Raw genomic sequence first — 13,916 nt, forward strand, 5'->3', positions numbered from 1 at the left:
CGCTGCCCATTTACCGTTATGACGCTATTTAAAACCTGTGCCGCTACGGCATCTTAATGGACTGCTTCTCTTCGAGCAGTTTCTCCACGACGCCAGGATCGGCCAGCGTGGAGGTGTCGCCCAGATTACTGGTATCGCCCGAAGCAATTTTGCGCAGGATGCGGCGCATAATCTTGCCCGAACGGGTTTTCGGCAGCGAGTCGGTCCAGTGCAGCACATCTGGCGTGGCTATCGGACCAATCTCTTTGCGCACCCAGTTACGCACTTCGGTATAAAGCTCAGGAGAGGGTTCTTCGCCGCTGTTTAAGGTGATATAGGCATAAATTGCCTGGCCTTTGATGCTGTGCTGAATACCCACCACGGCAGCCTCGGCAATTTTCGGATGCGACACCAGCGCCGATTCGATCTCTGCCGTGCCAAGGCGATGGCCTGAAACGTTCAGCACATCGTCAACCCGCCCGGTGATCCAGTAGTAACCTTCTTCGTCACGGCGCGCACCGTCACCGCTGAAATACATATTTTTAAAGGTAGAGAAGTAAGTCTGTTCAAAGCGGTCGTGATCGCCATAGAGGGTGCGGGCCTGGCCCGGCCAGGAATCCACAATCACCAGGTTGCCTTCACAGGCCCCTTCCTGAGCATGCCCTTCATTATCTACCAATGCAGGCTGTACGCCGAAGAAGGGCTTAGTCGCTGAGCCCGCTTTCAGTTCCGTCGCGCCAGGCAGCGGGGTGATCATAAAGCCGCCCGTTTCGGTCTGCCACCAGGTATCCACAATCGGGCAGCGTCCGTCACCAATTTTGTTGTAATACCACTCCCAGGCCTCCGGATTGATCGGCTCACCCACGGAACCCATAATGCGCAGGCTGGATCGATCGGTTCCGGCAATCGCTTTGTCCCCTTCGGCCATCAGGGCGCGAATGGCGGTAGGTGCGGTATAAAGAAGAGTAACTTTGTGTTTATCGACGACTTCTGCCATCCTGCTGGGCTTCGGCCAGTTGGGCACGCCCTCGAACATCAAAGTGGTCGCGCCGCAGGCCAGTGGGCCATACAGCAGGTAGCTGTGTCCGGTTATCCAGCCCACATCAGCGGTGCACCAGTAAACATCTTCAGGATGGTAATCAAAAACATATTTAAAGGTTGTCGCGGCATAGACCAGGTAACCGCCGGTGGTGTGCAGCACCCCTTTGGGTTTGCCGGTGGAACCTGAGGTATAAAGGATAAACAGCGGATCTTCCGCACTCATCTCTTCCGGCTGATGGTGCGCGCTGGCCTTATTCATTAACTCATGCCACCAGAGGTCGCGGCCATTTACCCAGCCCGTCTCTTTGCCGGTGCGCCTGAACACCACCACATTGGTAATAGTCTTCACGCCGGGATTAGCCAGCGCGTCATCAACATTCTTCTTCAGTGGGATAGTACGGCCCGCACGTACACCTTCATCGGCTGTGATCACCAGCTTAGCGCTGGAATCAATAATGCGGCCCGCCACGGCCTCCGGAGAAAAGCCACCGAAAATCACCGAGTGCACCGCGCCAATGCGCGCGCAGGCCAGCATGGCAACCGCAGCTTCCGGCACCATAGGCATATAAATAGCCACCACGTCGCCTTTGTTCACCCCAAGCTCGGTCAGGGAGTTGGCAAAGCGGCAGACTTCCCGGTGAAGCTCGCGGAAAGTCAGCGTTTTGCTCTCACTGGCATCATCTCCTTCCCAGATAATGGCGGGATGATCGCCACGGCTGTGCAGATGACGGTCAAGGCAGTTAGCCGCCAGGTTCAGCGTGCCATCCTCATACCAGCGGATAGAAATATTACCCGGCGCGAACGAAGTGTTCTTCACCACAGAAAAGGGTTTGATCCAGTCGAGTATTTTGCCTTGTTCGCCCCAGAACGCATCGGGGTCTTGTACAGACTGTTGATACATCGACTGGTACTGATGGGCAGTGATCAGGGCATTTTCCGCAATATTGGCGGGAACAGGGTGTCGGTGTTGTTGGCTCATGGCAAATCTCCTTGAAGATGTTAATGATATGTCAATCAAAGGTTAATTAAAGCGAGCCGGGGAGTTTTGTTTGCTTTTTGCGCCACAGATCACGTCATAACATCAGGTAATGAAATGGCTCTGAATGGCCCCCAGAGGGTGGAACCTTTTCGCCTTTTTGCCCACAAAAGCAGCGCATCAACGAAAATCATCGCTTATAAAACAGACAACTGAAACGTATCATTATTTCAACGCAATGACACAAAATGCATAGATATGCTTAATGAATCTAAATTATTTCTAAGTATAACAACAAGTTACTATAAGTGGCGGCGTTTCAGAGCTTTATCCTGTTACCTGACCATAAAGTAGCCACATGTCGCTTAGGGTTGCATTTATACCAGTGAAAATGGTACTGATTACGCGCCTGAAATTCAGGTTTCAACCATCCATTATCCGCGAATTAGCCGACATCGGCCTACTCCCCTTGAGAGTGATTCATTCCGCCATTCTGCGCGGAGCACGGGTTTTGTTAAGGAAAAAGACAAGTTATGAAAGCAAAATTCAGCCTTGCCTGGCAAATACTGACGGCGTTAGTACTGGGGATCATCGTCGGCGCTATATTGCATAACCAGCCGGAAGAACGTGAATGGTTAATCACTAACCTTCTCAGCCCCGCTGGTGACATCTTTATTCACCTGATCAAAATGATTGTCGTGCCCATCGTCATCTCCACCCTGATCGTAGGTATTGCCGGTGTGGGTGATGCAAAAAAACTCGGGCGAATTGGCGTGAAAACCATCGTCTATTTTGAAGTGATAACCACCATTGCCATTGTGGTAGGCATTACCCTGGCGAACGTGTTTCAACCCGGCTACGGCATTGATATGTCGACGCTGGCAACGGTGGACATCTCTAAGTATGAAGCAACCACGGCGCAGGTGCAGGGCGGGGCGCACAGCCTGGTCACCACCATTCTGTCGCTGATCCCGCAGAATATCTTCGCCGCCATCGCCAAAGGCGACATGCTGCCGATCATCTTCTTCTCCGTGCTGTTTGGCTTGGGGCTCTCTTCGCTGCCTGCCGAACATCGCGATCCGTTGCTGAAGGTGTTCCGCTCTACCTCTGAAGCGATGTTCAAAGTCACCCACATGATCATGCGTTACGCGCCGATTGGGGTGTTTGCGCTGATTTCGGTGACCATCGCCAACTTCGGTTTCGCCTCGCTGTGGCCGTTAGCGAAGCTGGTTATCCTGGTTTACGCTGCGATCCTGTTCTTTGCTTTTGTAGTGCTGGGTGGCGTCGCACGTCTCTGCAAACTGCGTATCACCACGCTGATGCGCATTCTGAAAGATGAGCTGATCCTCTCTTACTCCACCTCCAGTTCGGAAACCGTGCTGCCGCGTATCATGGAGAAGATGGAAGCCTATGGCGCGCCGAAATCGATCACCAGCTTTGTGGTGCCGACGGGCTACTCGTTTAACCTCGACGGATCGACGCTCTATCAAAGCATCGCGGCCATCTTTATCGCCCAGCTCTACGGCATCGACCTCTCTGTGGGTCAGGAAATTGTGCTGGTATTGACGCTGATGGTGACCTCAAAGGGTATTGCAGGCGTACCGGGCGTCTCCTTCGTGGTGCTGCTGGCCACGCTTGGCAGCGTAGGTATTCCGCTGGAAGGCCTGGCCTTTATTGCTGGTGTAGACCGCATCATGGACATGGCGCGTACCGCGCTGAACGTGGTGGGCAATGCGCTGGCGGTGCTGGTTATTGCCAAATGGGAAAACCAGTTCGATGCTAAGCAGGCAGTGGCATATGAATCAAAAATGAAGAAATTAGCTTCAGCGACCTGATGATAAGTGGGTGCTGAGGGCAGAAAAACCCGCCCTTAGCACTCTTTACTAACCCTCAGTTTTACCGCCTCTTTTTTCCACTCACTGCTTTTCTGCAACCTTATCTCCGCTCTATCCTGAAATTCCTCTTGATAATAATGGCCTGGCAGATGAAGGGGTATCTCTGCTCTGGAACCGGTTCATTTTCTGCGCAACGCACGGCCCGCCTGAATTCCCGGTTTGCGACAAGAATCACGTAATTTCTTTCAGGCCGCTAAAGTTCACCCCTCTGCCGCCGAAAATATAAAAAACCGTAATTTATCCCACTAAGTCAATTCAGGCGGCAGCCTCAAGGGTATTCATTCATGCGTACAAATTTACCCGTCACCCAGCAAGAGTATATGTTTGACGATCGGGCCACACTGATGTCGACCACCGATATCAACAGCCATATCACTTATGCTAACGATGCGTTTATCGAGGCCAGCGGCTTTACGCCGGATGAGATTAACGGCCAGCCGCACAATCTGGTGCGGCATCCCGATATGCCGCCGGAAGCCTTTGCGGATATGTGGGCGACGCTGAAACAGGGCGAGCCATGGACGGCACTGGTGAAGAACCGCCGTAAGAATGGCGATTACTATTGGGTGCGGGCTAACGCCATCCCTGTGGTCAGAGAGGGCAAAGTGCAGGGCTATATGTCCGTGCGCACCAAACCCACCGTGCAGGAGATCCAGGCAACCGAACGGCTTTATCGCGAATTCCGCGAGGGCAAACGTAAAGGGTGGCGTTTCCATAAAGGGCTGCTGGTCAGAACCGGCGTGATGCGCTGGGCTTCCCTGTTCAAAACGTTGCCGCTACGCTGGCGTATCCGTACCGCTCTGATTGCTCTGTTGCCTCTTTCATTAGCGGGTGTCTGGTCGCTGGGTCTGCCTGCGCAATCTCTGGCTATTTTCGGCGGCATCATGGCGCTGTTACTGATTCTGGCTTCGGCCTGGCTGGAGCAGCAGATTTCACGCCCGATTGAGCAGATGTGCCAGCAGGCGCTGCGCGTGGCAACGGGCGCCAGTCATCAGGTCGATCAGATCGATCGCGTGGATGAAGTTGGCACCACGCTGCGGGCGATTGACCAACTGGGGCTGATGTTCCGCTGGCTGGTGAATGATGTCAGCGGTCAGGCAATCAATGTGCTCAGCGCCAGTGATGCGATAGCGCAGGGCAACAATGAGCTGAGCCGTCGTACCGAACAGGCGGCAGCTAACGTACAGCAGACTGCCGCCACGATGAATGAGATGACCGCGACGGTGCAAAGTAATACCGAAACGGCGCAGCAGGTGAATTCGCTGTCGAAAAGCACCAGTGATGTGGCCAGCAAGGGTGGCAAAGCGATGAAGGAGATGGTCACTATGATGGCCGAAATTGCTGAAAGCTCGAAGAAAATCGCCAGCATTACCAGCGTGATTGACGGCATCGCGTTTCAGACCAATATTCTGGCGCTGAATGCGGCCGTGGAAGCCGCGCGCGCCGGCGAGCAGGGCAAAGGCTTTGCGGTGGTGGCTGGAGAAGTTCGCAGTCTGGCGCAGCGCAGCGCTAAAGCCGCCAGCGAGATCAAGGATCTGGTGGAGAACAGCGCTACCAAAGTGCGGCTGGGTAGTGACCAGGTCAACGACGCCGGGCAAACGATGGAAAATATTGTTTCGCAGGTGCAGAACGTGACCACGCTGATTGCGCAGATCAGCGCGGCAACTTCCGAGCAGGCAACGGCGTTAAGTGAAGTCAGCCTGGCGGTAGAGGACCTCGATAATATTACCCATCAGAACGCGGCGCGAGTGGAAGAGGGCGCGCAGGCATCAGGGCGGATGACCCATCAGGCAACGCGGCTGGTGGAAGCGATCAGCGTTTTCCGCTAGCGCTTAAAAGCTGTTTTCGTCACCGGTTGCATGCTAAGTTTTTGTAATTAGTCTGCTGCCGGTGACAAGAATGTCGACAACCTTTACTCCCCGTTTTACTTCCCGCCCACTAATCCCTTTCGCCCATGATTATCAGCACGGTGAGCTTGAACCGCTACATCATCACGACTGCGCCCAGCTGATTCATACTCTTTCCGGGGTAGTCAAAGTCGAAACCGCAGAAGGTCACTGGATTGTGCCGCCCGGTCGCGGCGTCTGGATGCCCGCAGGCGTCAGGCACGCGTTGCAGATTACCGGTCAGGTGGCCGCCAGAACACTGTTTATCGACCCGCTGGCACGTGCCGATCTGCCCGTGACCTGCCAGGTTGTGCAGGTCTCTCCGCTGCTGCGTGAGTTGATCGTCTCTGCCCTGTTACTTCCCGACGCGTATCAGCCCAACACGCGCACGGAGCGGATTTATGAGCTGATGCTGGATGAAATCAGGATAATGAATGTGCTGCCGTTTTGCCTGCCGGAGCCGCAAAGCCCGCCGCTGATCGCGCTTTGCCAGCGCATCCGTGCTGAACCGGCGGAGTGCTGGATGCTGGAGAGCAGCGCCAGGCAGATCAACGTCAGCAGCCGGACGCTGGCGCGACATTTTCAACAGGAGACAGGGTTACAGTTCAGCGACTGGGTGCGGCGTGCCAGGCTGATGGAAGCCCTGACGCGCCTTGCTGCGGGCGACTCCGTACTGCGTGTGGCGCTGGATATGGGCTATGAAAGCCACAGTGCCTTCAGCGCCATGTTCCGCCGGATTATGGGCGTTTCGCCCAGCGACTATTTTCCGGCGAGAGAGGGGCAGTGAGAAAGGACATTCAGCAGCGCCTGTAAGGAAGCCCTGGCCACGTCGCCATCAATGCCCACTCCCCAATGGGTTTGCCCGCCTGGCAGCACGCAGTGAAGATAAGCTATGGAACGGCTGTCGCTCTGTTTCCCCAGGGTATGCTCATGATAATCCTGAATCGACAGCGTGATATTAAAAGCCCGGCTTAATGCGTTGACGGCTGCGGAAAGCAGCCCCTTTCCTCTGCCTTCCAGCGTCTTGCGTCTCTCTCCCATACTGACTTCTCCCTGTAACAGCAGTTCGCCACCTTCGCTCTGGCAGCGGTAATCATTAAGCAACACCAGGGGCGATGCCAGCCCATATAAGCGGCAGAAAAGCTGCCAGATGGCCGCCTGGGTCATTTCACCACCTTCGCGGTCGGCCTGCTGTTGCACGTGTTGGCTGAAATGCTGTTGCAGCGCGCGTGGCAGCGCCAGACCATGATTTTGCTCGATCATCCATGCTGCACCGCTTTTTCCGGACTGGCTGTTAATGCGGATCACCGCTTCATAACTGCAGCCGAGATCGGCAGGGTCCAGCGGCAGGTAAGGCACTTCCCAGCGATCGAGCGGGGACAACTGACGGGCGCTGAAGCCTTTTTTAATCGCATCCTGATGCGAACCAGAAAACGCGGTAAAGACCAGCTCTCCGGCGTAGGGATGGCGGGGATGAACCGGCAGCTGATTACACTGCTCCACCGTCTCTACAATCTGCCTGATATTGCTGAAATCGAGGCCGGGAGAGATGCCCTGCGTATAGAGATTCAGCGCCAGCGTCACTAAATCAACGTTGCCCGTACGTTCACCATTGCCAAACAAACAGCCCTCCACCCGATCGGCACCCGCCAGCATCGCCAGCTCGGCACAGGCGATGCCGGTGCCCCGATCGTTATGAGGATGAACGCTGATGCACACCTGCGAACGCAGGGAGAAATGGCGGCAAAAATACTCAATCTGATCGGCATAGACGTTAGGCGTATTCACCTCGACGGTTGCCGGAAGATTGATAATCATTGGACGCGCAGAGCAGGGTTGCCATACGGCGGCGACCGCTTCGCAGATCTCCAGCGCAAAATCGCTTTCGGTAAAACAGAACGTCTCCGGTGAATATTCAAACGTCCAGTGCGTGGCTGGGTAGTCCTCGCAGCGCTGCCTGATCTGCCGCGTAGCGCTGACGGCTAACGCAACGATCTCTTCCCGGCTCTGCCGGAACACCAGACGACGGAACAGGGGAGCGGTAGCATTATAGAGATGCAAAGTCGCCTGTTTCGCCCCCTCCAGCGCCATAAATGTCCGGTCAATCAGATCGCTTCTGGCCTGCGTGAGCACCTGAATGGTCACGTCTGGCGGGATATGATTGCCCTCAATCAGCTCACGAACGAAGTTGAAGTCGGTTTGCGAGGCGGAAGGGAAAGCCACCTCAATCTCCTTAAAACCACATTGCAACAGCAATTCCCAGAACAGCCTCTTACGCTCACTGTCCATCGGCTCTGCCAGCGCCTGATTGCCGTCGCGCAGGTCGGTAGAGAGCCAGCGCGGCGGCTGAGTCAGGGTATTTCCCGGCCACTGGCGATCGGGCAGGGATAAAACGGGGGCTGGCGAATACTTTTCTGAAGGGGTTAACAGCATGATGACTCTCCTGAAGTAAAGAATTCATTCTGCCGGGATGCGATAGAGGAGGCTGGCGCAAAACTGACAGCATGTAGAGAGGATCTGACAAACAAAAAAAAGCAGACCTGATGGTCTGCTTCCTGAACGCCCTGGTGTTGGCGTGATAGAACTCAATGCATTTGCTGTGAGCGGTATTTTAATAACTATTATGACTTATCCGCTCAAGTCTTTTTTAAAGGATAATTATGGTTGCCACAAGCCTTTCTTAAAAATCACGCTTATTTTAAGCCATTTCTCACTATGTTGAAAAATAATTAACATTAAAATGTGACTGAAACGGCATTACAGGGCGCAATTTTTCGGGTGAAAGTGATTTTGATAAAAATGTGTTAAGGAATAATTCCATTGTTTATCAACTGATTAAGGTTTTGTGTCGAAGCGCCACAATAAGATATATGGCTTGTAGTAACATGAAAAACTAAATAAGAATTGCAATATTTCGTGCGCGGGAAAATAAGTAGATTGATAAGTTAGTTGGTCAATTAATGGTATTAAATTAACATGTTAAGCTTTATCTTAATTTCCCTTTTTTACTCGCCCTGGGGCATGCTTTTTTCCGGTTTACCAGAATAATTCAGCTACAGTTAGTGACTTAGATTCCTTTTCATTTCATCAGAGAGAGAAGCAGCATGAGTCAGTTTTTTATGAATCAGAAGAGCAGCCTGGTTAATGAAGCGATCGAAGGGGCTTTGCTTAGTAGCCGGTTCCATAATCTGAGCCAGTTAGAGGTAGGGGAGGATATCCGGGTCGTGGTCCGTAATGACTGGGATAAATCTGACGTCGCGTTAATTTCCGGTGGGGGATCGGGCCATGAACCTGCGCATGTAGGGTTTGTGGGAAAAGGGATGCTGACGGCGGCCGTCTGTGGCGATATCTTCGCCTCCCCCAGCGTGGATGCGGTACTTAGCGCTATTGTGAACGTGACGGGTGAGAAGGGCTGTCTGCTGATTGTAAAAAACTACACCGGTGACCGGCTTAATTTTGGTCTGGCGGCGGAAAAAGCAAAAAAGCTGGGATTCAACGTTGAGCTGGTCATGGTAACCGATGACATTGCGCTGCCGGATAATCCTCAGCCGCGCGGCATCGCGGGAACGGCGCTGGTGCATAAAGTGGCGGGCTTTGCCGCCGAACAGGGAAAATCTCTGCAAGAGGTGACTGCACTGGCAACGGAAGCGATTGCAGCGACGGCCAGTATCGGGCTGGCTTTTTCCACCTGCCATGTACCGGGTGAAAAACGCGACGATCGGGTGAAGGAGGGGCAGAGCGAGCTGGGGATGGGCATTCATGGCGAGCCGGGTGCCTCTACGCTGAAAACACAAAACAGCGTGGAGATCGTTAACGTACTGACGGAAAAGCTGGCGGAGCATAATGCACAGGGTCAGAAAGTGGCTCTGCTGATCAATAACCTGGGCGGATTTTCTGCCTTAGAGATGGCGGTATTAACGCGTGAGACGCTGAACGCCTCTCTGGGAAAATCGGTGAAGTACCTGGTTGGCCCGGCCACGCTGGTGAGTGCACTGGATATGAAAGGTTTTTCACTCTCAACGCTGCTGCTCTCTCCCCAACTGGAAGAGGCGCTGCTTGCACCAGTGGAAGCCAGCGGCTGGCAGCCAGCTGTGGAGGTAAAAGCACTGAAGTCTGTTAAAGGCGAGAAAACCGCTTCGCAGCAGCAGATAACGCCTTCTGAAAATGCTGGCGTAGCAGACGCCATCAGCACAATTTGTACCACGCTGGTGGGGCTGGAAAGCGAGCTGAATCAGCTGGATGCCAAAGTTGGCGATGGCGATACCGGCTCTACTTTTGCCGCGGGCGCGGGCAAAATCCTGAAAGAGTTGCAGGAGAAAAAACTGCCTTTAAACGAGCTGCAGAGTCTGCTTACCCTGGTGGGGGAGCAGCTTGCCGTGGTCATGGGAGGGTCCAGCGGCGTGCTGATGTCGATCATGTTTACCGCTGCCGGGCAGAAGCTGGAAGAGGGCGAATCCTTGCCGCAAGCGCTAAGCTGGGGATTGGATCGCATGCAGCATTATGGCGGCGCACGTCCGGGGCACCGCACGATGATCGACGCGCTGCATCCTGCCTTTGAAGCGTTGGTGGCCGGTAAAGATCTCGCCAGCGTGGCCGCTGCGGCGAAGAGAGGCGCCGACGAAACGGCAAAAATGGAGAAAGCACAGGCGGGGCGCTCTTCCTACCTGAATCAGGATAGCCTGAACGGCGTGAAAGATCCGGGCGCCTGGGCCGTTGAGCAGGTCTTTGCTGCGCTGGCGAAAGAGGCGAAGCCCTGAAGCTAAGGCGCGACGGAAAGCCTCTGAATAAAATGCCCCCGTAATGTTGGACACGGGATCATTGGAAACCCCCGATCAACCTGGAACAGATTGGTCGGGGAAACTTCATGGAATTTCGTCATTCGTTGGCCTGACACCTTTGCCTGAGATTACCAGTTACCCTATCGGATTTTACCTAAGAACAATCCCGGCATACTCACCATGCCAGCATAATCAATTTTTGCCTGCCAAATTGCTAATCCTGCTTTTTGATTATCTCTAAGAACTCCTTCTAAAATTCGCGAGATAGCGTCAGATACCCATTAAAGCGTACAGAACATTCGTCATTGTTCATAATGCTGGATGCGATAAATATATTTTTCTTGTTTTTGTTATTGAAATATATATATTTAGCTGTAATGGTTTTTGCTCCGTTAGTATAATAGCTTTCAAAATAATCCCCTTCCTTCAACAACGCTTTTTTATTTTTATCTGCGTTGCCATCTGTTTTTGCAAGCTGTTCCGCAAACAGGTCAGATACAGGTGATATATTGATAATCTGCACTTTGGTCTCTTTGCGTTCAATAACCGCTCCGTCGATATTTAAATCGTGAACAACGGAATCAAACAGATATTGTTCCATTGAAGCACCAACGACTGCACAGCTACTTCCTGCTCCGTATGAAAAAAATGGCAGGGTGATTATTATGTAAATAACTCTTTTTATCATGTAAGTCACTCAACAACCAAAGTGTAATCACCACTAGCAGCAATCTCTTTTCTGCCTGAAAGATCGACAATAATACATCCATCTGAGGCTTCACCTGGATGTTTTGAGCTATCACCGTGGATCATGAAACCATCCCGCCCGCACATAGAGTTAGAATGAGCGGGAGTGAGACGCATAGTCCAGCCACGCGTTTTATGGTGGTAAAAAGGCCTGCCAATCGTATATTTCCCTCCAGGGATCGGGCCTTTCCCTTTGACACATTCATTTGCGCTATCGTCTTTGTAACCCGGTCTTCCTGAGTATCTTGCAGAAAACCGATAGGTTCCATTGAGCAAAAATTTTCTGGAGCTAACGTTATAAACCCATCCCATTATGCAACCTTCCTTTCATTCCATGAATCTGAGTGAATAATGTTTCCATCAATATAATGCCAGGTAATTTTTTCGTAGCTGAGATAAAGAGCCTCAAGATGGTTGTGCCTGGTAAATGCAGGGTGTTTTACATCCAGCATGAACGGTTCCAGTTCTTTAATAAGAACGTTCTTTAACGTTGTGCGGAAATATTCAACTTCCTGCCCGTTATTATTTATTCTGTAGAACTTTATCTCTGCTTTTTTATAGCGTTTCCCTGTGGTTACTCCCTGATACAGGTAAGGGGATGAACTGTCTGATTCTTTGATAAGAGCATAATCGCCATGAACGTGCTTAGCCGTTATTCTTCCCGTTTGATCATCAATTGGTAAATCAACTGAATGCATCAGTTCTACAATCTCGATGCTGCCTTCCCGCCCATTTATATCTACAGAACCTTTGACTGGATTTCCCGCATCATCGTAAAGCCATAAGTACACTGGTATAGCCATTCGCAAACTCCTTATCGCGTGAAGAAGAAAACTATCTTCTGATCTGTCCGTTATAAGGGGATCCTGTTTATTGTTTTGTTGATGTAAATCAATAAAACACATTTTTCCCCAGCCATGTCCGGTTATCACGACGCCTTATCTCTGTCTGAAATTAAGCATATTCAGGATTAATTGCATTGTGAGAGTAAAAAAAACGGAGGGATAACGCATCCTCTCTGGGCAGGCCGTCAATGCCGTGCTGCTCTCATGCGGCAACCCAGCGGCGAACCGCTGTGCGGCCCACATCAAAACGGACGGCTGTCTCAGGTAACTCTTCCTGCGGTTAAGATAGCAACGGCGAGCCGTAATTCGAGGGGAAACATCTGGACTGCTCACTGAACTGCACCTTAATCAGTTGGGTCTCCAACTTTTAGAGTGCAGTTCAAAAAAACGGGGCTTTTTTTACAGCCGGAACCTTACTCGACCGTCGCATCCTGCGGGTCGGGTAAATTGTCCAGCGTCCGTTCAAAACTGCGCAGACGTTTGTAGATCGACAGCAGTTCTACCAGCGTAGTCCAGGAGTTAATCAGATACTGGAACGAGCCGCGAACCTGATCGAACACGTTAGTTATCTGTGTCAGCAATCCAAGGGTAATGGCACCGGTAACGATCGACGGGAACAGCACAAAGAGACTGAATACGGCATCAAGTTGCAGATAAAGAATGCGGGCAATATTGAAGTAGAGATAGTGGAAATAGAGGCGGAAATAGTTTCTGCGCACGTTGGAAAACAGTTCGCGAACGGTTGGCGGCCGGGCGCGATGGGGGTCGTCTTCACCATAGACCAGCTCTTTACGGTAAGCCGCCTCTACCCGCTGATTGCGGAACTCCAGTCCCGGCAGCTTAATACCAATCACCGCCAGCAGGCCTGTTCCCAGCACCGACCACAGCAGCGCCGCAATCACCAGTGAATAAGGAATACTGCCCAGCACAGGGATGGTTTTCACATGCACGGAAAGGGTCACAAGTACCGGCAGGAAGGCGATCAGCAGCATAATGGAGTTGATAAAGCTGGTGCCCATATCTTCCAGCGTGGAGGAGAAACGCATGGTGTCTTCCTGCACACGCTGTGCGGCGCCTTCAATGCCCCGCAGCTCCGGCCAGTGCTCCATGTAGTAGTTGTTCATCGCCGTGCGCCAGCGAAAGATATAGTGACTGACAAAGAACATATTCAGTACGCCTACGACCACCGCAATCATCGCAATGCTTAAAAACCCCTGCAGCTGCTGGTAGAAGGTCTCGATTTTAATGGTGTCAGGATGCGACATCGCCTTCTGAATCAAATCATAGAAAGGTTCATACCAGGCGTTCACCGCCACGCTCACCTGCACCGAAAACCAGGTAGCAAAAATAATCAGCGCGGAACCCAGAATGGACCAGCGTTGCCAGGGATGCGGGCTGACGATGGCCCAGAAGGCGTAAAAGAGCGCGGTGACCGCCAGATAGTAGAGATAAAAGGCCAGCGCAGAGGGCGCGATAAAGCGCCAGGCATTATTCGGTAGCGGTTGCTGAGCGCTGGCGGCAAACACGGAAAAATGAGAGATCCAGTTACTGGCGCCGGCAAACCACATCAAAATAGCCAGGGCGCTCCAGAGCACGACACTGCCAAAAAACAGCCCCGGTCGGGGGAAAAAAGATTTGAACATAATGACTCCATAAAGTGTGCTCTTTTTTATAACGCTTTTTATTGTGAACAATCTTATCGCGGTTGTTTCGATAAGTGTCAGCATTAAATAAATGCTGAATAATTTTTAAACAATGCCGATACAGAT

The 13,916-nt window shown here is 52.2% G+C and carries 10 protein-coding genes; 4 read left to right on the forward strand and 6 right to left on the reverse strand.

Annotated elements, in window-relative coordinates; all coding sequences use genetic code 11:
- Nucleotides 1-43: 43 nt before the first annotated feature.
- Nucleotides 44-1,999, reverse strand: a complete 1,956-nt coding sequence (gene acs, locus SD961_RS00610; RefSeq protein ID WP_318788489.1) for an acetate--CoA ligase — start codon at nt 1,997-1,999, stop codon at nt 44-46.
- 530 nt (nt 2,000-2,529) lie between these two features.
- Between acs and gltP the strand changes: the two genes are divergently transcribed.
- From gltP to SD961_RS00625, 3 genes are all read left to right on the forward strand, one after another.
- Nucleotides 2,530-3,831 carry a glutamate/aspartate:proton symporter GltP gene (gene gltP, locus SD961_RS00615; RefSeq protein ID WP_318788490.1) on the forward strand — a complete coding sequence of 434 codons (1,302 nt, stop codon included), beginning with the start codon at nt 2,530-2,532 and terminating at the stop codon, nt 3,829-3,831.
- Between the two features lie 344 nt (nt 3,832-4,175).
- Nucleotides 4,176-5,720, forward strand: coding sequence for a methyl-accepting chemotaxis protein (locus SD961_RS00620; protein WP_318788491.1), 1,545 nt, complete (start codon nt 4,176-4,178; stop codon nt 5,718-5,720).
- 70 nt (nt 5,721-5,790) lie between these two features.
- Nucleotides 5,791-6,564, forward strand: coding sequence for a helix-turn-helix transcriptional regulator (locus SD961_RS00625; protein WP_318788492.1), 774 nt, complete (start codon nt 5,791-5,793; stop codon nt 6,562-6,564).
- Here the strand turns inward: SD961_RS00625 and leuA are convergent.
- Entirely contained in the window at nt 6,537-8,210 is a 1,674-nt protein-coding gene (leuA, locus tag SD961_RS00630; protein WP_318788493.1) for a 2-isopropylmalate synthase, read from the reverse strand. The two genes, SD961_RS00625 and leuA, sit on opposite strands and share 28 nt — an antisense overlap.
- A 671-nt stretch (nt 8,211-8,881) precedes the next feature.
- On the opposite strand from leuA, the gene SD961_RS00635 reads away from it, so the two are divergent.
- Nucleotides 8,882-10,534, forward strand: a complete 1,653-nt coding sequence (locus tag SD961_RS00635) for a dihydroxyacetone kinase subunit DhaK (protein ID WP_318788494.1) — start codon at nt 8,882-8,884, stop codon at nt 10,532-10,534.
- 271 nt (nt 10,535-10,805) lie between these two features.
- On the opposite strand, the gene SD961_RS00640 is transcribed toward SD961_RS00635, so the two are convergent.
- From SD961_RS00640 to sbmA, 4 genes are all read right to left on the reverse strand, one after another.
- Entirely contained in the window at nt 10,806-11,243 is a 438-nt protein-coding gene (locus tag SD961_RS00640; RefSeq protein WP_318788495.1) for a Shiga toxin A subunit, read from the reverse strand.
- Nucleotides 11,244-11,248: 5 nt separating this feature from the next.
- Nucleotides 11,249-11,614, reverse strand: coding sequence for a tlde1 domain-containing protein (locus SD961_RS00645; RefSeq protein ID WP_318788496.1), 366 nt, complete (start codon nt 11,612-11,614; stop codon nt 11,249-11,251).
- Nucleotides 11,614-12,105: an Hcp family type VI secretion system effector gene (locus SD961_RS00650; protein ID WP_318788497.1), complete on the reverse strand. Its 492-nt coding sequence runs from the start codon at nt 12,103-12,105 to the stop codon at nt 11,614-11,616. The genes SD961_RS00645 and SD961_RS00650 overlap by 1 nt, the downstream gene beginning before the upstream one ends.
- A 455-nt stretch (nt 12,106-12,560) precedes the next feature.
- Complete coding sequence (gene sbmA, locus SD961_RS00655; protein WP_318788498.1) at nt 12,561-13,790, reverse strand: peptide antibiotic transporter SbmA; 1,230 nt, start codon at nt 13,788-13,790, stop codon at nt 12,561-12,563.
- Between the last annotated feature and the right edge of the window lie 126 nt (nt 13,791-13,916).

The organism is Erwinia sp. MMLR14_017, assembly GCF_033657285.1.
Taxonomy (GTDB): Bacteria; Pseudomonadota; Gammaproteobacteria; order Enterobacterales; family Enterobacteriaceae; genus Erwinia.